This window comes from Pedobacter sp. KBS0701 (genome assembly GCF_005938645.2).
Classification (GTDB): Bacteria; Bacteroidota; Bacteroidia; order Sphingobacteriales; family Sphingobacteriaceae; genus Pedobacter.
The window spans coordinates 2,100,284-2,123,948 of the sequence record NZ_CP042171.1; the positions used below are offsets into that span (position 1 = coordinate 2,100,284).

16 protein-coding genes are annotated in these 23,665 nt (G+C 39.1%); 12 read left to right on the forward strand and 4 right to left on the reverse strand.

Annotated elements, in window-relative coordinates:
* The first annotated feature begins 28 nt into the window (after positions 1–28).
* The 7 genes from fucP (at position 29) to FFJ24_RS08315 (ending at position 12,911) form a co-directional block, all read left to right on the forward strand.
* Positions 29–1,309 (forward strand): L-fucose:H+ symporter permease, encoded by a 1,281-nt coding sequence (gene fucP, locus FFJ24_RS08285; RefSeq protein ID WP_138821036.1) that lies wholly within the window; start codon positions 29–31, stop codon positions 1,307–1,309.
* A complete protein-coding gene (locus tag FFJ24_RS08290) occupies positions 1,309–4,734 on the forward strand; it encodes a glycosyl hydrolase (protein ID WP_138821038.1) in 3,426 nt (1,141 codons plus the stop codon). Before fucP ends, FFJ24_RS08290 begins: the two co-directional genes overlap by 1 nt.
* A gap of 3 nt (positions 4,735–4,737) precedes the next feature.
* Positions 4,738–6,762, forward strand: coding sequence for a glycoside hydrolase family 127 protein (locus FFJ24_RS08295; RefSeq protein ID WP_138821040.1), 2,025 nt, complete (start codon positions 4,738–4,740; stop codon positions 6,760–6,762).
* Between the two features lie 207 nt (positions 6,763–6,969).
* Positions 6,970–8,397, forward strand: coding sequence for a sialate O-acetylesterase (locus FFJ24_RS08300; protein WP_138821042.1), 1,428 nt, complete (start codon positions 6,970–6,972; stop codon positions 8,395–8,397).
* Between the two features lie 313 nt (positions 8,398–8,710).
* Positions 8,711–10,903, forward strand: a complete 2,193-nt coding sequence (locus FFJ24_RS08305) for a DUF5703 domain-containing protein (RefSeq protein ID WP_246862772.1) — start codon at positions 8,711–8,713, stop codon at positions 10,901–10,903.
* 100 nt (positions 10,904–11,003) lie between these two features.
* Positions 11,004–11,792 carry an SDR family oxidoreductase gene (locus FFJ24_RS08310; protein ID WP_138821044.1) on the forward strand — a complete coding sequence of 263 codons (789 nt, stop codon included), beginning with the start codon at positions 11,004–11,006 and terminating at the stop codon, positions 11,790–11,792.
* Between the two features lie 105 nt (positions 11,793–11,897).
* Positions 11,898–12,911 carry a zinc-binding alcohol dehydrogenase family protein gene (locus FFJ24_RS08315; protein WP_138821046.1) on the forward strand — a complete coding sequence of 338 codons (1,014 nt, stop codon included), beginning with the start codon at positions 11,898–11,900 and terminating at the stop codon, positions 12,909–12,911.
* Between the two features lie 735 nt (positions 12,912–13,646).
* Here FFJ24_RS08315 and araA read toward each other — a convergent pair.
* From araA to FFJ24_RS08330, 3 genes are all read right to left on the reverse strand, one after another.
* On the reverse strand, positions 13,647–15,137 hold the full coding sequence (gene araA / locus FFJ24_RS08320) for an L-arabinose isomerase (RefSeq protein ID WP_138821047.1): 1,491 nt from the start codon (positions 15,135–15,137) through the stop codon (positions 13,647–13,649).
* Between the two features lie 374 nt (positions 15,138–15,511).
* A complete protein-coding gene (locus tag FFJ24_RS08325) occupies positions 15,512–16,213 on the reverse strand; it encodes an L-ribulose-5-phosphate 4-epimerase (RefSeq protein WP_138821049.1) in 702 nt (233 codons plus the stop codon).
* Positions 16,210–17,910: a ribulokinase gene (locus FFJ24_RS08330; RefSeq protein WP_138821051.1), complete on the reverse strand. Its 1,701-nt coding sequence runs from the start codon at positions 17,908–17,910 to the stop codon at positions 16,210–16,212. The genes FFJ24_RS08325 and FFJ24_RS08330 overlap by 4 nt, the downstream gene beginning before the upstream one ends.
* Positions 17,911–18,441: 531 nt before the next feature.
* Here FFJ24_RS08330 and FFJ24_RS08340 point away from each other — a divergent pair.
* The 3 genes from FFJ24_RS08340 (at position 18,442) to FFJ24_RS08350 (ending at position 21,130) form a co-directional block, all read left to right on the forward strand.
* Positions 18,442–19,107, forward strand: a complete 666-nt coding sequence (locus tag FFJ24_RS08340) for a hypothetical protein (protein WP_138821053.1) — start codon at positions 18,442–18,444, stop codon at positions 19,105–19,107.
* Positions 19,108–19,209: 102 nt separating this feature from the next.
* Complete coding sequence (locus tag FFJ24_RS08345) at positions 19,210–19,959, forward strand: hypothetical protein (RefSeq protein WP_138821055.1); 750 nt, start codon at positions 19,210–19,212, stop codon at positions 19,957–19,959.
* A 43-nt stretch (positions 19,960–20,002) separates the two neighbouring features.
* The gene (locus FFJ24_RS08350) at positions 20,003–21,130 is read left to right on the forward strand and encodes a hypothetical protein (RefSeq protein WP_138821056.1); all 1,128 of its coding nucleotides are present in this window, start codon (positions 20,003–20,005) and stop codon (positions 21,128–21,130) included.
* A gap of 46 nt (positions 21,131–21,176) precedes the next feature.
* Here the strand turns inward: FFJ24_RS08350 and FFJ24_RS08355 are convergent, their stop codons facing one another.
* A complete protein-coding gene (locus FFJ24_RS08355) occupies positions 21,177–21,722 on the reverse strand; it encodes a hypothetical protein (protein ID WP_138821057.1) in 546 nt (181 codons plus the stop codon).
* Positions 21,723–21,927: 205 nt separating this feature from the next.
* Here FFJ24_RS08355 and FFJ24_RS08360 point away from each other — a divergent pair, with 205 nt between their 5' ends.
* Positions 21,928–22,464, forward strand: a complete 537-nt coding sequence (locus FFJ24_RS08360; RefSeq protein ID WP_138821058.1) for an RNA polymerase sigma factor — start codon at positions 21,928–21,930, stop codon at positions 22,462–22,464.
* A 42-nt stretch (positions 22,465–22,506) separates the two neighbouring features.
* Complete coding sequence (locus FFJ24_RS08365; protein ID WP_138821059.1) at positions 22,507–23,637, forward strand: FecR family protein; 1,131 nt, start codon at positions 22,507–22,509, stop codon at positions 23,635–23,637.
* The last annotated feature ends 28 nt before the right edge of the window (positions 23,638–23,665 follow it).

Here is a 23,665-nt window from a genome sequence, read left to right on the forward strand (position 1 = left end):
CAGGGGATTTAGGAGTAAACCAAATATAATGAACCACAACACACAACCAGAAACTATAACACAGGGTGATCAATCATCGGGCAGAAAATACCTCATACCATTTATCTTCGTCATCAGTCTGTTTTTCCTTTGGGGAATGGCGCATAACCTCGATTCAAGTTTAATTCCACATTTACGGAAAGCTTTTAACTTAAGTAATCTCGAATCGATGTTTATTGATACATCGATTTTCTTAGCGTATTTTATAATGGCAATCCCGGCTGGAATTATCCTTAAGAAATGGGGATATAAAATCACAATGATTGTGGGGCTATTAGTATTTGCATTTGGAGCATTTTTATTTGTTCCAGCTGCAAATAACCTTTCGTATTTCACCTTTTTAATTGCATTATTTATCATTGGATGCGGTTTGGCTACTTTAGAAACCTCAGCTAATCCTTATGCAGCTGTTCTTGGTGATCCGGCAAAAGCAGCAACCCGCTTAAATTTAGCGGCTTCTTTTAATGGCTTAGCAGCAGCCGTGGCTGGTTTTATTGGTACCCGTTATATTCTATCAGGGAAAACCTATACTAAAGATGAGTTAACCAATATGACAGAGGCAGTGCGCCTGGCAGAAGCATCATCTGTTAAAGTGCCCTATATTATTTTAGGAACAGTTTTAGTTGCAATTGCTATAGCCTTTTGCTTTATTAAATTCCCCGAAATCAAAACAAAAAGTGTAGATGGTGAAGCAAAAGGTAGCTTTTTAGGAGCACTAAAACATAAGCATTTGAGATGGGCCGTTATTGCACAATTTTTTTATGTAGGTGCCCAGGTATGTGTTACAAGTTCATTTATCCGTGCAGCGCAACAAGGTGCTGGTTTTGATGAAAGAACCGCAGGCATTTATTTATTTATCTATGGTATACTATTTACAGTTGGTCGCTTTGTAGGCACAGCCCTATTGGCTTATGTAAAATCACCTAAGTTGTTGTCTATTTACGCCTGTGTTGCCATCGTCCTATGTTTAATTGCGATAACAGTTAAAGGCCCAATTGTAGTGTATGCACTAGGTGGTTTAGGTTTTTTCATGTCGATCATGTTTCCAACAATATTTGCATTGGGCATTGAAGGTATTGGTGACGATACCAAACCAGGTTCCTCATGGTTGATTATGTCTATAATTGGGGGTTCGGTGGTTCCATTAACAATGGGTGCAGTAATAGATGCAAGCAATGACAATGTACAAATTGGCTACAGCATTCCATTAGTATGTTTTCTGATTATCCTTTATTTCGGCTTACGGGGTTATAAAATCGCACATAAATAATGATCATTTCTAAAAATATCAGGGTTTTATGCTTAGTACTGATCAGTCTTCACTTTTCAGCAAACCTTTTCGCGCAACAAAATGAAAATGCAAAACCCTGGGTATTTTGGTATTGGGTTAAAGGTGGGGTTTCAAAAGCCGGCATTACTGACGATCTGGAAGCCATGAAATCAAATGGCATTGCGGGTGCTTATTTAATGAGCATTCAAGGCCCTGATAAAACACCAGTTTATTCACCGCCTGTAGTTCAACTTACGCCAGAATGGTGGAAAATGGTTGAATTTGCCATGAGTGAGGCCAAACGTTTAAACATGAAACTGGGCATGCATGTAAGTGATGGTTTTGCTCTGGCCGGTGGACCATGGATAACGCCGGAACTGTCGATGCAAAAAGTGGTTTGGTCAAAAATAAACCTCAGTAATACAACTAATAAGATCTCTTTACATCAACCTGAATCAAAAGAAAATTATTATAAAGATATTGCCGTTTATGCTTACCCTTCTCCAATTGGCGAAAACATGTCAACACGAACTGTTATTCCTAAAATTACAGCAAGTAATGGGGCCGATGCCACAGGTTTAGTGCAACCTGGTAATAAGAAAAACTTTGGCTCAAATGAGCCTTGTTACATTCAATACGAATTCGAAAAACCTTTCACCTGCAGAACAGTCACCATTAAAGTGAGTGGAAATAACTATCAGGCACAACGTTTAGCCATTGAGGTGAGCGATGATGGTAAAGTTTTCCGCTCCGTTGGCAGGTTAGAAGCCCCGCGACATGGATGGCAGGATACCGATGAAGATGTAACGCATTCAATTGTAACCACCACCGCAAAATTTTTCAGGTTTATTTATGATAAAAAGGGTTCGGAGCCAGGTTCAGAGGATCTGGATGCAGCCAAATGGAAACCTTCTTTAAAATTGGTCAATCTGGAGTTATCTGCTGAAGCACAGGTTAACCAGTTTGAAGGCAAGAATGGTTCAGTTTGGCGAATCAGCAAAAGAAGCACCGAAGCAGAAATTGCTAAAAATCTTTGTGTGCCCTTGAATAAGATCATCAATCTAACAAACAAATTAAGTCCGGATGGAACCTTAAACTGGAAGGCACCAAAAGGCAGCTGGACCATTCTGAGAATAGGCCATACTTCAACCGGGCATACCAATGCCACTGGTGGTGGTGGAAAGGGACTAGAATGCGATAAATTTAACCCCGAAGCGGTAAAACTACAATTCAACAATTGGTATGGAGAAGCTTTAAAACATGGCGGACCCGAAATTGCCAAGAAAGTTTTAAGTGTTTTTCATGTGGATAGTTGGGAATGCGGCAGTCAGAATTGGTCGCCGGTATTTAAAGCAGAATTTTTAAAGCGAAGAGGTTACGATTTAACGCCTTATTTACCCATCATGACCGGATTACCTGTAGAGAATGTATCCGTGTCCGAAAATTTCCTTTACGATGTTAGAAAAACGATTTCTGAATTAGTTGTCGACCAGTTTTATAAAACGCTGGCTAAGCTGGCAAAGGATAAGGGGGTAACTTTTACGGCCGAAAGTATTGCACCAACCATGATGAGTGACGGATTGATGCACTACAAAACGGTTGATGTACCTATGGGTGAGTTTTGGTTAAACAGCCCAACACATGATAAACCGAATGATATGTTGGATGCCATTTCCGGAGCACATATCTATGGTAAAAACATTATCCAGGCCGAGGCTTTTACCACCGTCAGAATGAACTGGAATGAAAGTCCGGCAAATATGAAAACTTTGCAGGATAGAAATTATGCCCTCGGGATCAATAAACTCGTCTATCACGTTTTTACACACAATCCATGGACGGATAGAAAACCCGGAATGACCTTAGACGGTGTAGGTTTATATTTTCAACGCGATCAAACCTGGTGGAAGGCCGGAAAAGCCTGGATAGATTATGCTGAAAGAACGCAGAACTTGCTACAACAAGGAAAACCTGTTGTAGATATCGCCGTTTTTACTGGTGAAGAATTACCCCGCCGTTCAGTTTTGCCTGACCGTTTGGTAGAAATCTTGCCCGGTATTTTTGGTGCTGATGTAGTGGAAGCTGAAAAGAAGCGCCTGGCAAATGTAGGGGAGCCATTGAGGCAGATTCCGGCAGGTGTTACCCATTCCGCAAACATGGCCGATGCCGAAAACTGGGTAAATCCTTTGCGTGGTTACGCTTACGATAGCTTCAATCCCGATGTTCTAAAAACAGCAAGCGTTAAAGATGGTAATGTGATGTTCGAAAGTGGCGCAACATATAAAATATTGGTTTTCCCTGGCAACATGAAAATGAACCCGAATCACCAGTACATGAGTTACGAAGTAGTTAAAAAACTTTCAGTATTGGTTAAGGCAGGAGCTAAAGTGATTGTAGGAGATAAGCCAATTTATCAATCTGGAATTAAGCAGGTTAATAAGATTGAATTTGATAAAATTGTTGATGAAATTTGGGGAGGAAACTTTGAGTCTTTCAAAAACGGAGGTAAGCCTATTTATACTAGAAAACTTGGCTTAGGACAAATTTTCAAAGCTCCGTTTGAAGGTAATGATTTTACAAGTCTTGGTTTGGAAAAGGATTTGGATATCAACGAATTTCAACCGTTATTAAGTTCTCACATTTTACCGACTAGACGTGTGGCATTTGCACACAGAAAAACTATTGATAATGATATTTATTTTATTACAAATCAAGAGAATAAGGAAAGGGAATTTAATTTTTCGTTTCGGATGATTGGTAGAATTCCTCGAATTTATGATGTGGCCACAAACAATAATATTGATTTAAAAAGTTGGTCGCTTAAAGATGGTAGAACTTATTTTAATCTGAAATTGCCGGCAAACGGTTCAATTTTCGTGATTTTTAAAGAGAAAACAGATTTAACTCAATTAAATAACGGATCAAATTCAAGCAGATTCAAATCCATTCAGGATATTTCCAAATCATGGCAGGCAAAATTCGATACGTCTTATGGAGGACCATCGAAACCTATAATATTAAACGATTTAACCGATTGGACAACAAACGCTGATAGCGCTGTTAAATATTATTCCGGAATTGCTGTTTATAACAAAACCTTCAGTTTCGCCGGAAACGAAAAGGGTAAAACATGGATTGATTTGGGCGAATTCTCCAGTATTGCAGAGGTAAAAATCAATGGTATAAACTGTGGCACCTTGTGGACGGCACCACACCGCCTGGATATCAGTAAGGCAATAAAAAAGGGCGAAAACAAAATAGAAATCGAAGTTACGAATACCTGGGCTAACCGTTTAATTGGCGATAGTAAATTGCCAGAAGATAAGAGGATTACAAAAACCACTGCACCTTTCCGTTTGGAGGGGAAACCATTAAATCCCGCTGGATTATTAGGTCCGGTGCTGATTCAAATGGAAGAAAAATAAGATATGAAATCATTAAAAAATAGTGTATTTATAACATTGTGTTTGATCTCGCTCTGCGTGCAGGCACAAGATAAGGCTTTGGTCAATACATCAAATTCTCCTTACGCAAAACTGCACAGCATCAATATGACAGATGTAACCTGGACAAGAGGGTTTTGGGCCGGTCGTTTTAAGGTAGCCACCGAAACCATGGTACCGAATATGTGGGCCATTTATAACGATCCGAAAATCAGTCATGCTTTTGAAAATTTCAAAATTGCCGCAGGTTTAGATACAGGTTCACACTCAGGACCTTCTTTTCATGATGGCGATTATTACAAAACTTTGGAGGCTGTAGCCGTTTTATATGCTTCTACGAAAAATCCAAAACTGAACGAAATGATGGATAATGCTATTGCCGTAATCGGTAAATCGCAACGCGAAGATGGCTACATTTATACCAAAGCGATGATCGAGCAGCGCAAAACAGGCTCTAAAAACCAGTTTCAGGATCGTTTGAGCTTTGAATCGTATAATATTGGCCATTTAATGACGGCAGGCTGCATCCATTACCGGGCAACTGGAAAAACGACACTGCTTAACATTGCTAAAAAAGCATCTGATTATCTCTACAATTTCTATAAATCAGCATCTCCAACTTTGGCAAGAAATGCAATATGTCCATCTCACTATATGGGTGTGGTAGAAATGTACCGTACCACTAAAGATCTGCGTTATTTAGAACTGGCGCAGCATTTAATTGCGATTAAAGGAAAAATTGAGGATGGTACAGATGACAACCAGGATCGGATTCCTTTTTTACAGCAAACCAAAGCCATGGGCCATGCCGTACGTGCAAACTATCTTTATGCCGGCGTTGCTGATTTATATGCCGAAACGGGTAAAGATTCACTTTTAAATACTTTAAATTTAATGTGGGATGATGTCAATCAGCACAAAATGTACATCACGGGTGGTTGTGGTTCACTTTATGATGGCACTTCGCCAGATGGAACGTCTTACAATCCGGCCGATGTACAGAAAATCCATCAGGCATTTGGTCGTGATTTTCAATTGCCAAATTTTACCGCACATAACGAAACCTGTGCCAACATAGGCAATGTACTTTGGAACTGGCGCATGTTGCAGATTACGGGCGATGCTAAATATGCCGATGTAATTGAACTGGCTTTGCACAACAGCATTCTGTCTGGAATCAGCCTGGATGGAAAGAACTTTTTGTACACCAATCCACTGGCACAATCAGATGATTTACCTTTTAAACAACGCTGGTCGAAAGATAGGGCGCCTTATATTGCATTATCCAATTGTTGCCCGCCTAACGTAGTTAGAACGATCGCAGAAGTGAGTGATTATGCGTACAGTACTTCAGATAAAGGACTGTGGTTTAATTTATATGGTGGTAATAACTTAAGTACTACATTAATGAATGGTCAAAAAATTTCATTATCCCAGGAAACCAATTATCCCTGGGATGGGAAGATCAAAATCAACATTAAGGAAACAGGAAACAAAGCTTATTCATTATTTTTTAGAATCCCGTCGTGGACGCATGATGCACAGATCACCATCAATGGAAAAGCCGAAAATGTTAAAGCCATTTCCGGAACTTATGCAGAAATCAACCGCATTTGGAAAAAGGGCGATGTGATAGAACTAAATCTCCCGATGGAAGCTACTTTGATTGAAGCCAATCCTTTGGTGGAAGAAAACAGAAATCAGGTAGCGATAAAACGCGGACCGATTGTTTACTGTTTAGAATCGACAGATTTACCTGGTAAAAGTATTTTTAATGCTTTTATTCCAGCTTCGACTAAATTTGAGGCGAAACCAATTAATATAGATGGCGCTGTTATGATGAGTTTAGTAGGAAATGCAAAAATAGTAGCGCCAAACAACTGGAAAAATGTGTTGTACAGGCCCATTGAAGATAAAAATACAACAACATCAATTAAACTGGTACCATACTTTGCCTGGGGAAACCGCGGCCATTCAGAAATGTCGGTATGGTTGCCAGTGAGTAGGTGATATTTAGGTTTTACCATATAAGACATGTAAGAAAATATAAGATTATGGCAGTTAATAGTTATTAAGTAATAAACTAAGATGCGCTCAGGTGGCTCAGGTGGTCGATAGATGAGGCGCCAAAAATATACTATTGAGCTTACATGCCTCTTAAATGTCTTATAAGGTAACCAAAACTAAGGAATCTTAAGTGATGAAAAACAATAACAAATGAAACTAAAGCTTTTAATTTTCTTAAACATTACCTGTTGCCTCATTGCATCAGCCACAGTTAAACCTGCATCGATTTTTACCGATCACATGGTGTTACAGCAACAAAGCAATGTAGCAATATGGGGCTGGGCCAAGCCTTCTACCAAGGTAAAAATCAACACCTCCTGGAACAAACAGAACTACACCATTACTTCTGATCAGAATGGTAAATGGAAAATAAAAGTTGCTACTCCGTCAGCCGGTGGTCCATACAATATTGAATTAAACGATGGCGAAAAACTTGTCCTAACCGACATTTTAATTGGTGAAGTTTGGTTTTGTGGTGGCCAATCGAACATGGAAATGCCTATGAAAGGCTTTAAAAATCAGCCGATAATTGGCTCCAACGAAGCAATTTTAAAATCGACCAATAAAAACATCAGGCTTTATACTGTTCCGCGTTCTTCCATCACCGAACGACAAGATAACAGCAAACCTTCACTATGGAAATTAGCTGCACCTGAAACCGTTTCCAATTTCAGCGCTACTGCTTGTTACTTTGGCTCCTTATTAAACGAAATATTAAATGTTCCGATCGGGATCATCAACGATAGTTATGGGGGTTCTACAATTGAGGCCTGGATGTCGCCCGAGGATTTAAAAGCATTCCCTGAGATTAAAATCCCTTCAAAAACCGACACTATAAAAGAAGTAAGCAGAACGCCAACAACTCTATATAATGGTATGCTTTATCCGGTAATCGGTTATGGCATAAAAGGTGCCATCTGGTACCAGGGCGAATCGAATTACGAACGTCCAGACCGCTATGAAGATTTATTCCCTGCAATGATTTCTTCCTGGAGAAAAAACTGGGATAATGGAGAGTTTCCTTTCTATTATGCTCAAATTGCACCTTATAATTATGCCCAATTGCCACCTTATCATGTTGGTGCAAAATTCAATTCAGCATTTTTAAGAGATGCACAACGTAAATCCTTAACTAAAATCCCAAATTCGGGAATGGCAGTTTTAATGGATATTGGCGAGGAAAAATCAATCCATCCCGCAAACAAAAAACAGGGTGGAACACGTTTGGCTTACCTGGCCCTATCCCAAACTTATGGCATAAAAGGTTTTGGTGCATTAAGTCCAAACTATGACTCTTTCACAGTTGATAAAACTAAAGCGGTCATCAAGTTTCAAAATGCAGCAAATGGTCTAACTTCGTTTGGAAAAGATTTGGCCTTATTTGAAGTAGCAGGTGCAGACCATAAATTTTACCCCGCAAAGGCAACTATAACAGGAAGCAGCATCACCGTTTCAGCGGAGCAGGTTAAGTTACCGGTGGCTGTTCGCTATGCCTTTAAAGATTTTGTAACCGGCGATTTATTTGGTAACGATGGGTTACCCGTTTCCTCATTCCGTACTGATGATTGGGATAACTAAGATGATTTTAACCACGAAGCCACTAAGCACACGAAGTACTTCATTTAAGAACTTAAATGTTCTTATATATCTTATATGGTCAAAATTTTTGAACCATGCCTCAGGTGTGCTCAGGTGTCTTAGGTGGTCAAATACTATATGCCAAAAAATGTTAACCACAAAGACACAAAGAGAACAAGGTATTTTATGTAGGAACTTAAATGCTCTTATATATCTTAAATGGTCAAAAAACCTTAACCTTTTCTTTGTGCTCTTCGTGTCTTCGTGGTCCATACAATCAAATGCTTTTTCCCAGGAAAAATCTCCATCTAACGTGGTTTGGAATACCCAAAGCCTTAATTCATCAGAATCGATGCCTGTAGGTGGTGGCGATATCGGCCTCAACCTCTGGGTAGAAAATGGCAATGTTTACCTTTATCTATCCAAAAGTGGTACCTTCGATGAGAACAATACCTTACTCAAACTTGGTCGAATAAAACTCAAATTATCCCCAAACCCATTCCTAGGAAAAACATTCAAACAAGAACTGATCTTAAAAGATGGTTACGCCCAGATTTCAGGCGCAAATAGTAAATTAAGCGCCAAAATCAATGTTTGGGTAGATGTTTTCAGTCCTGTCATTCATTTAGACATTAAATCAAGTAAAAAAATCACAACAGAAGCAAGTTACGAAAACTGGCGATTTGAAGACCGCATAACCAAAGGCAAAGAGAACAACCAAAATTCGTATAAATGGGCGCCTCAGGGCATTGTAAAAACCTTTAAAGATGAAATTGCTTTTAAAAACAATACCCTTCAATTCTACCATCAAAATAAGCCCGAAACGGTATTCGATGTTGCTGTAAAGCAACAAGGCTTAGAAGATAGAAAAGCTGAATTATTCAATCCTTTAAAAAACCTGATTTTTGGAGGCTCAATGCAGGGAGATAACCTGTTTCCGGCGGGGAATTATGAAGGTGTTTATTTAAGTACACCTTTTAAAGCCTGGGTTTTGAAGAGTAAAAAGCCTTCAAACGCTACCAATATTACCATTACATTAAATACTGTTACAGCAACCTCTGCAAAGCAATGGGAGCAAAGCTTAAATGTTATAAACAACAAAAATAGCCAGAAAGCAAGTATAAAATGGTGGAACGATTACTGGAAAAGAAGTTTCATTTATATTAATTCCAAAGATGAATCTGCTAATCAATCGGCTAAAAATTATCAGTTGTTCAGGTATATGTTGGGTTGCAATGCATTCGGCAAATATCCTACAAAATTTAACGGCGGTCTATTCACTTTCGATCCACAACTTACAGATACCGCTTTAAAATACACACCCGATTTCAGAAACTGGGGTGGAACACATACTGCCCAAAACCAGCGTTTGGTTTATTGGCCGATGTTAAAAAGCGGTGATTTTGAAATAATGAAACCCCAGTTCGATTTCTACCTGAATTTGTTAAAAAATGCTGAAATCAGAACGCAAGCTGCCTGGGGACATAACGGTGCCAGTTTTACAGAACAGTTAGAAAATTTTGGCTTACCAAATCCAGCAGAATATGGCTGGAAACGACCTGCAGATTTTAACAAAGGTATGGAATACAATGCCTGGTTAGAGTATGAGTGGGATACCGTTTTAGAGTTCTGTATGATGATTTTGGAAACGGAAAGATATAATGGCAACCACATCGAAAAATATCTGCCATTAATTGAAAGTTCTTTAACATTTTTCAAGGAGCATTACACCTATTTAGCCAAGCAACGCGGGGCAAAAACTTTAGATGCTGATGGACATTTGGTTTTGTATCCGGGCTCTGGTGCCGAAACCTATAAAATGGCCTACAACTCCACCTCAACCATTTCGGCTTTAAAAACCGTTTTGGAAAGACTTGTGGAGCAACCCAATTTATCTGAAAAGCAAAAATCAGAATGGAAAGCCATGCTAAAAACCATTCCACCAATTAGTTTTAGGGTATTCGATGGCCACACAACAATTGCTCCGGCGAAACTTTGGGAACGCGTTAACAATACCGAAAGTCCGCAATTGTATCCGGTTTATCCCTGGGGGATTTACGGCATCGGAAAACCCGGTTTAGATACGGCTGTCAACACCTATAAATACGATACCGATGTGCTAAAATTCCGGAGTTACGTAGGGTGGAAACAGGACAATATTTTTGCAGCAAGATTAGGTTTAACTGAAGACGCTTCAAAATTAACCACAGCAAAGTTAAAAGACTCTGGAAGGAGATTCCCAGCCTTCTGGGGACCAGGTTTTGATTGGGTGCCAGACCATAATTGGGGCGGCTCAGGCATGATCGGTTTACAGGAAATGCTAATGCAGGTAGACGGCAAAAACATCTACCTTTTTCCTGCATGGCCTAAAGATTGGGATGTGCATTTTAAACTTTATGCGCCTTACCAGACCACTGTTGAAGGACAATTAAGGGACGGAAAATTAATAGATTTACGAGTATTACCAGCATCAAGGAAAGCAGATATAAAAATAATGATTCACTAAGAGGTACCGTCTTCCTGAACTCGTTTCAGGATCTGAACAACAAGAGAAAGATGCTGAACTAAATTCAGCATGACGAACGCTTTAAAATAATTAAAAAACTATGGATTTACAGTTAAAAGAAAAAGTTATTATCATCACTGGTGCTGCAAAAGGCATCGGCAGGAGCATTGCAGAAGTGTTTGCTAAAGAAGACGCCATTGCTGTTATTGTTGGCAGAAAAGCAGAAGATAACCAGAAAGTAGTTGATGAAATTATTGCTCAGGGCAAAAAAGCAGAACAGTTTGTTGCAGAACTTTCCAATCCGGATGATTGCGGAAAAGTGGTTAAAGAAATCGTTGCTAAATTTGGAAGGATTGATGGTTTAGTAAATAATGCAGGCGTGAATGATGGGGTAGGTTTAGAAAATGGAAATTACGATGATTTCATGGCTTCGTTACATAAAAACGTGGTGCATTATTATTTAATGGCACATCATGCCTTGCCAGAATTGATTAAAAGCAAAGGCGCCATTGTAAACATCACGTCTAAAACGGCTGAAACCGGACAAGGAAATACCTCTGCCTATGCTGCCGCAAATGGCGGTAGAAATGCATTAACCCGCGAGTGGGCTGTTGAATTATTGAAATATGGCATCCGTGTAAACGCAGTAGTGGTTGCCGAATGCTGGACACCTGCTTACGAAACCTGGATAGAGACTTTAGACAATGCAGAAGAAAAACTAAAAGAAATTACTTCAAAAATTCCATTGGAAAACAGAATGACAACTGCAGAAGAAATCGCAAACATGACCGCTTTTTTAATGTCTAATAAATCAAGTCATACCACCGGACAGATTATCCATGTTGATGGTGGTTATGTACATTTAGATAGAGCTTTAGCGAACGCTTAGAAAATTAATTATTGAATGATAAATTGAGTGAATGATAGAATGATTTTAAAATCGCTACCAACATTCAATAATTCATTCATTCAAAATTCAATCATTAAAATAAGAATGAAAACCCTTACCTGTACCACACCCGGAACTTTTGAATATTCGGAAACAGAAAAACCTACATTAAAAAAAGATCACGCCATTATAAAAATTAAACGGATCGGCATCTGTGGAACCGATTTACATGCTTTTGAAGGCACCCAACCCTTTTTTAATTATCCCCGTGTGTTAGGGCACGAGCTTTCTGGTGAACTGGTTGAGATTGATGGAGCTGAAGGTTTTAAAACAGGAGAAGCCGTAACTTTGATTCCATATTTCAAATGTGGCGAATGCATTGCCTGCCGGATGAACAAATCAAACTGTTGTGTTAAAATGCAGGTTTGTGGGGTACATGTTGATGGAGGGATGCGCGAATATTTACAGGTTCCATCGAGAACGCTTTTACATGGCGAAGGGTTGAGTTACGATGAGCTCGCCTTGGTTGAACCTTTAGCCATTGGGGCGCATGGGGTTAGAAGGGCAGCTATTCAGCCCGGAGAGTTTGTACTCGTTATTGGCGCCGGACCAATTGGTTTAGGTACTATGGAGTTTGCCCGGATTGCAGGTGCAAATGTAATTGCGCTGGACATTAATGAAGACCGCCTGGCATTCTGCAAAGATAAATTGAAAGTGCCCTATATGGTTAACGCGCTTTCAGCTGATGTGGTTCAGCAACTGAGTGATATTACAAATGGGGATATGCCAACTGTTGTAATTGACGCTACCGGTAATCAAAAAGCAATTAATAATGCCATCAATTATATGGCTCATGGTGCAAGGTTCGTTTTAATCGGATTACAAAAAGGCGATTTAATCTTCAACCATCCGGAGTTTCATAAAAGAGAATCTACTTTAATGAGCAGCAGAAATGCCACTATAGAAGATTTTGAACACGTCATTAAATCAATGAAAGCCGGTTTGGTTAACCCAACCAATTACATTACCCATCAAGTTAAATTTGAGGAAGTAAAAGGTGAGTTTGAAAGCTGGCTTGATCCGAAAAATGGGGTGATTAAAGCGATGGTTAGTATATAATCCTCATGTTTATAATTAAAATTAAAATAGGAATTTTAGTGAATTGCTAGTCTGGCTAGAATCGTCATTCCCAACTTGATTGGGAATCTTAATGCAATAAGCATTAAGATTCCCGCCTGCGCCTATCGTGTGGACACAATTAATTATAACATTCTTCTATCGCTCTATGCCGTTGGGCATGGCACTTTGGAGCGCCAAAGTACCCAAAGCGCTTTGTCAATCCAGCAATGAGCCTTTTGCGCAATCTCACGCGCATCAAAAAAACAGCGGCACTTCGTTTTGTGTTCAATATTTTTTAAAATTAAATCATCGGTTATGAACACAAAACCACTGCGTTTCAGGTTTGTTAGTGTCATTTTTACTGTTGTGCAACTGTTTTTTTGATTTCCCCGGCTCCTGGGATTGACAGCGTCCTTGGTTAAAATCCGTGCTTTATTAGAGTTGGCTAGCAAAATGCCTAAAAATACTTAAAAAAGATGTGTCCACACGATAGGCCTGCGCGGGAATGACGAACTTCTACTAAAATCTGTAAATGGTAAATGAACGAAAAGCAGTTGAGAAATCTATAATAGATCTCTCCATTTCGCTGCGCTTCAGTCGAGATGACGACCACTCTAGATTTATCCTATTGGCTGGTCTCTTACCGACCAATAAACAAATTCCATTATTAAGAACAAAAAAAGCCGATAATCCTGAAATTATCGGCCTGAACATTGAGCGTTAATTAACTAAAAACTATTTATAGAAAACCTCATTCCAATGCAATTCATTTCTGAATTGATTGATTTTAGTATCTGCACCGATATTTACATATTCTAAACCGGCAATATTGGCAAAATCCAATAAATGTTCGGTAGTTAAGTTCTGGCTGTAAGCGGTGTGGTGTGCGCCACCAGCATAAATCCAGGCTGCACAACCTGTTTTCATATCAGGCAGTGGTTTCCAAAGTACGCGTGCCACAGGTAAATTTGGTAAATCATGTTCCGCTTCTACGGCTTTTACTTCATTCACTAACAGACGGAAACGGTTACCCATATCAATTAAAGATGCATTTAAAGCATCTCCACCAGCTACGTTAAAAACCAAACGTGCAGGATCTGCTTTGCCACCAATACCCAAAGGATGAACTTCTAAACTTGCTTTTCCACTTGCTAAAGAAGCATCAACTTCAAGCATGTGCGAGCCTAATACCATTGAATTTGCCGGATCAAAATGATAGGTATAATCTTCCATAAAAGCATTTCCACCCGCTAAACCAGCACCCATTACTTTACAGGCACGTACCAAAGCAGCGGTTTTCCAGTCACCTTCACCAGCAAAACCATAACCATCGGCCATTAAACGTTGTGCTGCAATTCCCGGTAACTGGATCATACCATGCAGATCTTCAAACGTATCAGAGAAACCTTTAAAACCGCCATCAACCAAAAACTTACGTAAACCCAGTTCAATTTTAGCCGCATCGTAAACCGATTGATGTCTCGCACCACCTGCCTTTAAGTCATCGGCCATGTCATAGGTAGCTTCGTATTCCTTTAATAACGTTTGAACAGATTCCTCACTTATTCCATTAATTACCGCCACTAAATCACCTATACCATAGGTATTTACCGCGAAACCAAATTTCATTTCAGCTTCCACTTTATCACCATCAGTTACCGCAACATAACGCATATTATCACCAAAACGGACAAATTTAGCTCCTTGCCAATCGTGCCATCCGGCAGCAGCCCTGCACCAGGTATCAATCTGTTTGGCTACTTCCTCATCCTGCCAATGGCCAACCACTACCTTACGGTCTTTACGCATACGGGTCACCATAAAACCAAACTCGCGATCGCCGTGAGCACTTTGGTTCAGGTTCATAAAATCCATATCGATCGTATTCCAAGGAATATCGCGGTTAAATTGCGTATGTAAATGCAATAAAGGTTTTTGCAAAACATTCAAACCTCTGATCCACATTTTTGCCGGAGAAAAAGTATGCATCCAGGTAATTACCCCAATACAACTTTCATCAATATTAGCTTGCTGTAAAGTTTCAAAAATCTCTTCTGTCGTTTTTACAATCGGTTTGTAAACCACCGAAACAGAGATATTTCCATTTTGGTTTAAGGAATCTGCCACTTGTTGCGCATGTTCTGCCACTTGTTTTAAGGTTTCTTCGCCGTACAAATGCTGTGTACCGGTAATAAACCAAACCTGTAATTTTTTTAAATCAATCATTACTATCTATGTTATTTTTAATTTATAATCTGTTTTCAAACCTCGCAGGTTTTTAAAACCTGCGAGGTTTATTAAATCCAATTTTATTCCTTTTTTGAAAAGCAAAATTCCGTATTTCATCGGTTACCGCAGTCCTGCTTTCCGTTTTATTCACCTACCTGCGGTTTGGGCTCATGCTCACTCCAATCAGGTTTAACTTACTTAGGCAAACCTTATAATGTTAAACCCGACAGCAGCGGCAGCTCCCGATTCTTCATCGGGACTATAGCGAATGGCGGGACTTTCGTTTCCTAAGTACTACTGCCAATGCTTTCCAAATTCTTTAAAATTTTTATATCATTAAGCCTCAAAATTCCAAACTAACAACTCCAAAATCATTTCTGTCCATAATAAGCCCCGGAACCATGCTTACGCTCATAGTGCTTCTCAATCAACGAATCTTTTAACCTTGGGGCCTGCGAATTAATCTGCTCGGTTAATAAAGCCATCTGTGCTACAGTTTCTAAAACCGCGCTGTTATAAACTGCTTTTTCGGCCGTTTTCCCCCAGGTAAAAGGAGCGTGGTTACCTACTAAAATCATTTCGACTTCTTGATAACTCAGGCCTAAACTTTCAAAATGGTTCATAATCTGGAAGCCCGTCTCATACTCGTAATTCCCTTTGATCATTTCATCCGCCATTGGTGGTGCACATGGAATATCGACGGTTAAATGGTCGGCATGTGTGGTTCCAAAAATTGGAATTGCCCTTTGTGCTTGTGCCCAGGCCGTACCATAGGTAGAATGTGTATGCACAATCCCCCCAATTTCTTCCCAGTGTTTGTATAAAACCGCATGGGTTTTAGTGTCTGAAGAAGGGCGTAAATCCCCTTCAACTGTGTTCCCGTCAAAGTCTACAATGACCATTTTTTCCGGCGATAAATCCTCGTAAGGCACACCGCTTGGCTTAATCGCAAATACTCCCTTTGAACGGTCGGCAGCACTTACATTACCAAAGGTAAAAAGTACCAGACCCAGTTTAGGCAACTGCATATTGGCCAGATAAGCCTGTTGTTTTATATCCTGATAGTTGCTCATGATAAATAAGGTTTTACATCTTTTTTATTGTATTTTTCCAGGTAACGGCCAAGGCCTAAATATTGCTGGTAATGCTGACGATAAAGCTTTTGCTTTTTCACATCAGGTTTGTATTCTTTCTCAAAACCAGTTCCCATGGCTGCCATCGCGGCTTCAATATTCGGATAAACACCTGCTGCTACTGCAGCGAACATAGCTGCACCTAAAGCACAGGTATGCTCGAAGCGGTGTATTCTGATTGGCATTTCCAATACATCTGCCATCATTTGCATAATATAAGCTGATTTTTTGGCTACACCACCAATACCGATAATTCCTTTTACAGGTACACCTTGTTCGTTAAAGCGGTCTACAATAGCCTTGGCACCGAAACAGGTGGCTGCAGCTAAAGCACGGAAAAAACGTGGTGCGTCAGTTCCTAAACCTAAACCGGTTATGGCACCTTTAAGTTCCTGGTTTGCATCCGGTGTTCTACGACCGTTTAACCAGTCAACTGCCAGTTCTGCGTAATCATAGTCTTCTAAAGCTTCAGCTTGTTTACTTAAACTGGCTATAATTTTGGCCTCCAGCTCTTCTTTTAAAGCAATTGCCGTAGCTTCATCTATTAGTGCCGATTCGGTCAATAAATGATTCAGTGGCCAGCTGATTAAATTTTTAAACCAGGCATAAACATCGCCAAAAGCAGATTGCCCCGCCTCTAAACCAGCCATCCCCGGAATTACAGAACCATTAACCTGTCCGCAGATACCGTTAATCAATTTGCCATCCAGATCCTGGTTAGGTGCAACCAAAATATCGCAGGTACTGGTACCCATTACTTTACTCAGGTAATAAGGCTCAATTTGTCCGCCCACCGCGCCCATGTGCGCATCAAATGCGCCAACGCCCACAACTACATCCGTGTTTAAACCCAGTTTTGTAGCCCATTCTTCGCTCAATGTTCCCGCAGCAACATCAGAGGTATAGGTATCGGTGAATAGTTTATCTCTAAAGCCGGCTAAAAGCGGATCAAGACTACTAAAGAAATCTTCCGGAGGTAAACCGTTAAATTCTTCTGCCCAAAGTGCTTTATGGCCAGCAGCACAACGGCTGCGCTTCATTTCTTTAATATCATTTCCACCACAAAGTAAAAATGGAATCCAATCACAGTGTTCTACCCAGGATGCTGCAGCTTTTTTAATACTTGAATCGACCCTTAAAATATATAGCAATTTAGACCAGAACCATTCAGAAGAATAAATGCCACCAACATATTTAAGGTAATTGGTGCTGAATTTTGTAGCATGCTCATTAATCTCCGCGGCTTCTTTAACTGATGTATGGTCTTTCCAAAGCACAAACATGGCATTTGGATTCTCTTCAAAATCTTTGGTTAAAGCAAGGGGAGTACCTGTTGCATCAACAGCAACCGGGCTGGAGCCGGTTGTATCAACTGAAATACCTTTAACCAAATGCGCAATTTCTGCACCACCGGCTTTGGCCAGGCAATCTTTTATGGTGTGGGTTAAACCTTCAATATAATCTAAGGGATGCTGGCGGAACTGATTAACAGCGGGTTTACAATATAAACCTTTCTGCCATCTTGGATAAAGAAAAACAGATGATGCTATTTCTTTCCCGTTTGCGGTATCGACTAGAACAGACCGGACAGAATCTGACCCGTAATCTACTCCAATTACATAGTTTGCGTTGCTCATAACAATAAATAAATGTCTAATTAACGTTTATTTATCCGGATTATAAAATTTTATGAAAATTTGTTAAAAAAAATATGCTGAAACATTTATCGGCTTGAAATAAATTTCAATAAAAAAGCGCTGCATTTCTGAAAGGCTTAACTTTAAATTCTTTTTGGAGTCAAATCAAAGGCGATATATTCAGGTTCGAAATGTCCTTGAGCACCATCGCAAAAAATGATTTATTCTGAGAAAGGACGGAACGGCAAATGGATAAAACTTCTTTACCTTTAAGCCATAACGTCACCGTTTTTATCCACAATTTCGTATCTCCTCCAATCTTTACTGATTATTTATTGTTATGTTAAGCAAGAAGCATTCACACCGAAATTAAAAGAAGAAGTGGAACACGCTTCGGAGTGAACGTATGACGGGAAATATGATTGCTGAAAATGCTATTTTTATTGAGGATAGCTTGACGGTGATAAGGAATATCAGTATACAAAGATCATATAAATTTGAAATAAACTATAGGCTTGAATTTCGTACATTATGAAAAATATTAATTTGCTTCTTGGATTAATGCTCTGCCTGGCTGCTTGTAGAGATGAAAAGCCAAAAGTGGTTGTGGGTAAATCTGATACATCATTAAAAAAGATTGATAATATTGCAAAAGCCCCTGTTAGACCAACAACCGGGTATATTTCGGTTGAAACCTGGATCGATGATTTTAAAAATTTCAGACGAGCGGTTTACCTTAAAGACAAAGCTAAACTGAAAACGTATTTTAATTTTCCGATTGTTGCCGATGAAAATTCCAGTTTATGGTTTATTGTGCAACTAAGTGAAACTGAGTGGAAAAAGCGGAAGGCAAAATATGCCCAGGCGGAACTATTTTATGAAGAAGATTTTGATCTTCATTTTGAAAAAATTTTCAATGCCGATTTTAGTAAAACCCTGATGAAAATCAAGACAAATAAACTTTTTAATGACCACCATTCTGAATCTCCTGTGTTTACAGTAACAGATTACACTTACCAGATGTTAGCTGATGTTCAGCAAGGAGATACTGTCCTTTACTTAAATATGAGTTTTGGAAATAATGGTGTTGATGAAAATGGCAAAAAAGTAAGTGAAGGTGAATATAATAATATATATATGTTCAATATCGTGGATGGTAAAACCATCCTTTTTAAAGGGCTTACCATGGCCGGTTAGTAAATACCGTGAAAAAAGCAGGTAACAGAGCAAAAAAGGTGTTCATGCCAATTATTCGAAAAGACAGTATTAAACCGTTCATTAATTTAAAAAAATAGCGCTATGAAAATAATAGTCTATACGATTTGTTTAAGTGTAATAATTAATCTTTCGGCCTGCAAAAATGAGAAAAAGCAAACCACAAGCAATACTATTTCAGTGGTTAAGGAAAATATTGATACTGCAGGCAGAAAGGCCGAAGCTAAAAACAGGCTTGAGTTTCCGGAACCTGATTTCTCAAAAATGGGCAATAAAGTTGCAGCTTTAATTCCACCTGGTTATGATATCGATATGGAAGCCAACGGAGATTTAAATCATGATGGCATAGAAGATAAGGTAATCGTGTTAATGAAGACCAAAGACACCACTGCTCATCGGCTCGCCCTGATATTATTGAAAATGGATAATACCTATCGCGTTGATGCTAAATCCTTTTCAATTCTTGGTTCAAAATTCAGGGAAGACGGATACCAGAATTATGATTTTGAAGATCTTAACATAGATAAAAATGGACAACTTATTTTTACACAGCAATCAACCGGACCCAACGGAAGTATAGAAAGTACTTTTAAATATATTAACAACGAGCTGGTTTTAACGCATATCAGCAGTTTTGCCATGGGTGCCGGTGGGCAAACTGAACTAAAGTTAGATTTGATTAAGGGTATTTTTGAGCAAACCAACATTAATACCATGAAAGAAGATATGCCAGCAGAAACCACTACCAAAAAGTATAAATTACCGAAGGTTTTATTCGCTAATAGCGACCCGAAAAATATCATGATAAATGCCTATAATAAAGTGGGTCAATAATAAATCAAGCTGTAGTTCTTGTAACTAAACAAAATGTATCTAAATGAAAAAATACTTATTGATTTTAACATTACTATTGATAAACAAAGTATTTGCACAACAAGAAAACAGGATGACTAAAAATACATCAGGCAGATATGTACAGGGGAGTCAGAACGGAATCTATATTTACGATGATGGCAGTTTTGCGCTATTCGGCTACGCAACACTTGTGTTGGGAAAATATACTTTAAGCAATAACCAGATCAATTTTATACCTGATATTCCAAAGCAGGTTTTTACCGTTCTGGGAAGAAAGAATACGGCTGTAAAAAGTGGCGTGAAACTAACTTTTGCCAGTGGATTTTTAAATGACGGACCAACTTATATCAAGTTCGATGATGATAGCCTGATGAATACTTTTGAGGAAGATTATGATGGCGGGGAGCCATACTATGTGATTGAATTGGCTCGAAGCCCGAAAACTTTAACCTTAGCTCAGAATACCATCAATCATCTATATCAAAACAATACCAATATTTTCAATTTAGATCATCATTTCAATGATTTTCTGCTCTTTCATCATAAAACTGTTGGCGAGCAGAAGCCTTTTTCGGCAACTTTTAAAACTGAAAATGGCAAAACCATTTTACAATCCCGTTGGGGTGATTTTAAGAAGAATGAAACAGGTGCTGATGCGGAGTTTGATACCTTTATCAGTAATTATAAAAAGCAACAGCAAAAAGGTAAGGAAGCGAAAGAATTTTACTTTAACAATGAATTGAAAACTGCCAATGGCTTTAATTATTTATCTGAAGCGTTTTCAGTTTTTGATATTAACAACTACATTTTAGATGAATCGTCTAATAAATTTATCCGAAAAGATATCTATAAAAAAGGTACTGATTATACCAATGCGGTTGCAGCAGATTATCATGATGAAAGTTACCTTTTAAAGTATGATGATATTAAAGTTGTTGAGCAAACGCTTACTGATTTTGGTAAAGTAAAGATAGGCCCAAAAGCATTGTTCAAGAAAGCTGGTTTAAATCAAAATGGTAATGGTTCTCAGAAAGAGAAAAAGTCAACCTTGCCTTTGATTACGGAACCATTAAAAACATTAGACACACAGTATCCGACAAAAGCAGAACCAGTTAAAATTGAAACGCCAAAAATTAAGAAGAAAAATTAGATCTCATAGATAATCCCTGATTTAAGGTAAACTAATTTCCGGACCCTTACTTTTCAAATTCCACCCAGTCTTTCAGGATGTAAACTGGAATTTGTACCTGTTGCGCCTGTACAACACTGGCTTTTATGAAGCTACCTGTGCTACCGATGTATGTAATGGATGTATTTTGCATTTCTGAGGTAGCATAATAGGCACCATAAGGACAACGGTATGGATTTCCTTTAACATCTGTTGTAAATACCGAAAAGAGTATGAGTTTCCGCGAGTTCGTATCCGGCTTTTCATAACCGAAAATCCTGTAATCGGCCCTGATGTTTCCATAGATGGTTAGAGTGCTATCATTTAGATTTATTGTTGCTTTTTGATAGGCTTCTTCGCTCATCTGCGTGGCTCCAATGTTTCTGATCGTATCTCTTCCGGCTGTTGTTTTTGCGAGCTGATTTTTCTTTTCAAGAGATTTAATGCTACCCGAAATGGTTTTTTCTGCCACAGGCTGATGTTGAATTTTCTGGTGTGATTGATCCTGGCAGCTTGTCATCATCATCATAAAGACGACCATTAAACAGCTTTTAAGTTGTGGCGATGCATTCATTGTTATCGTTTTATGTTTATTGATTTAATAGATGCTAAAATATAAAAATAAGCGGCATTAAATGATTAACGTTATTGCTGTAACCGTGATACTGCCGGCATGAGCTATTCTATAGGTTTCAAATACAGCCACTTGGTAAAATTGAACGGGCTGTTGCGATTTTCAGAATCAAAGTATATATTTAGCCCTTCTTTAATCTGTTTTAATGGAGATTTCTGACCAAATTTTATTAAAAGACCTCCAGAATGGTAATCAATCTGCTTATGAGCTGGTGTTTAAAAAATATTATAAGGCGCTGGCTTTAAAAGCGTATCTGATGCTGGAGAACGAAATGGAGGCGGAAGACCTGGTTCAGAACCTTTTCATCTCCATGTGGGAGAAATCACAATTTCTTTCTGTTAATACTGCGTTGAAGGCCTATCTTTTCAAGGCGGTACATAACCAATGCCTCATGTGCCTCAGAAAAAGAAAAACCGATCAGCAGCGGCTGGATGAATATACCAATACACTTGATTTGATTACAGACGAAGAATTTTTATCAGATGCGGCGCATGAAAAAATGATTCAGTATGCGCTGGAAGAACTACCCACGCAACGTCAGAAAGCTTTTCAACTGGTATATTTAGAAGATAAAAAATATAAAGAAGCCGCAACAGAAATGGGTTTATCTGTCAACTCTGTTAAGACACACCTGAAACTCGCCGTTAAAATGTTGCAGGAAAAATTGATTTCATTCAGATAAACATTCACCTAATTTAAACATTAATGCATCTATCAATTAGCGATGGAATATAAAGAGGAATATATTAAAGGGCTTCTGTTTGAAAAAATGGCGGGAACGATCAGTGATGGCGATGATACAATTGCAGAAAAAGCAATCGCTGATATTCCTGAAATTAAAGCATACTGGCTGAAGCTGAAAACGAAAATGGATGAGCCTGGTGCCGCAACATTTTTATCATCACTGGATGAAAAAGCAGCGTGGCAAAAACTAAGTCCAAAACTGGCAGATCAAAAAACAAAACCACTTTTTTACCGGAATTTAAAATACATTGCTGTTGCAGCCACGCTCTTGATCGGTATGCCGCTGGTATGGCATTTTTATGCAGATAAAGGCAGTAGTCATGGTCCTTCGCCATCAGCTATCCAAACTAATCAGGTATACCTGAAAACCAGTGACGGCAGGACGATTGAACTCAACACTGACCGTAACATTAACCAGAATGGTTTAAACGGACAAGCCAGAGCAAATGAACTGACTTATCATGCAGACCAGGCCACTGACGCAGATCAGGCTACGCTATATGTTCCGGCCACTAAAGACTATAAGATAAGACTGCCGGATGGTACACAAGTGTGGATGAATTCGGCTTCTACTTTGAAATTTCCCTATAACTTTAATCAGCAGATCAGGGAAGTTTATTTAACCGGTGAGGCTTATTTTGAAGTGGCACATGAAAAGAAACGAAAATTTATAGTGCATACAGCATTTGCCGATGTTCAGGTTCATGGTACTTCCTTTAACGTAAATGCTTATGATCAGGTAAGTTTTTCTACTGCACTTGTAGAAGGATCGGTTTCGGCTGTAAAAGACCGGCAGCTCATTGATTTAAAACCAGGCGAACAGGTGAACGCCATCCGGGATCGCCTCACTAAGCAACCTTTTGATGCACAGGAACTGTTGTCCTGGCGCAAGGGACTTTATTATTTCCACAATCGCTCGTTAGGCGATATTGCCCGGGTGCTTAGGCGCTGGTTTGATGTGAAAGTAGTTTTCAGTACACCCGATTTAGCGGAGCAAACCTTCACAGGCGAGGTCAATAAAACCATGCCACTTAAGGTGGTACTTTCCAATCTGGAGCTCAGTTCGGGCATTCGGGCACAGCTCAAAAATGGTATATTAATTTTTAAATAATTTTTTTCTTCAGCCATTCACCCATTTC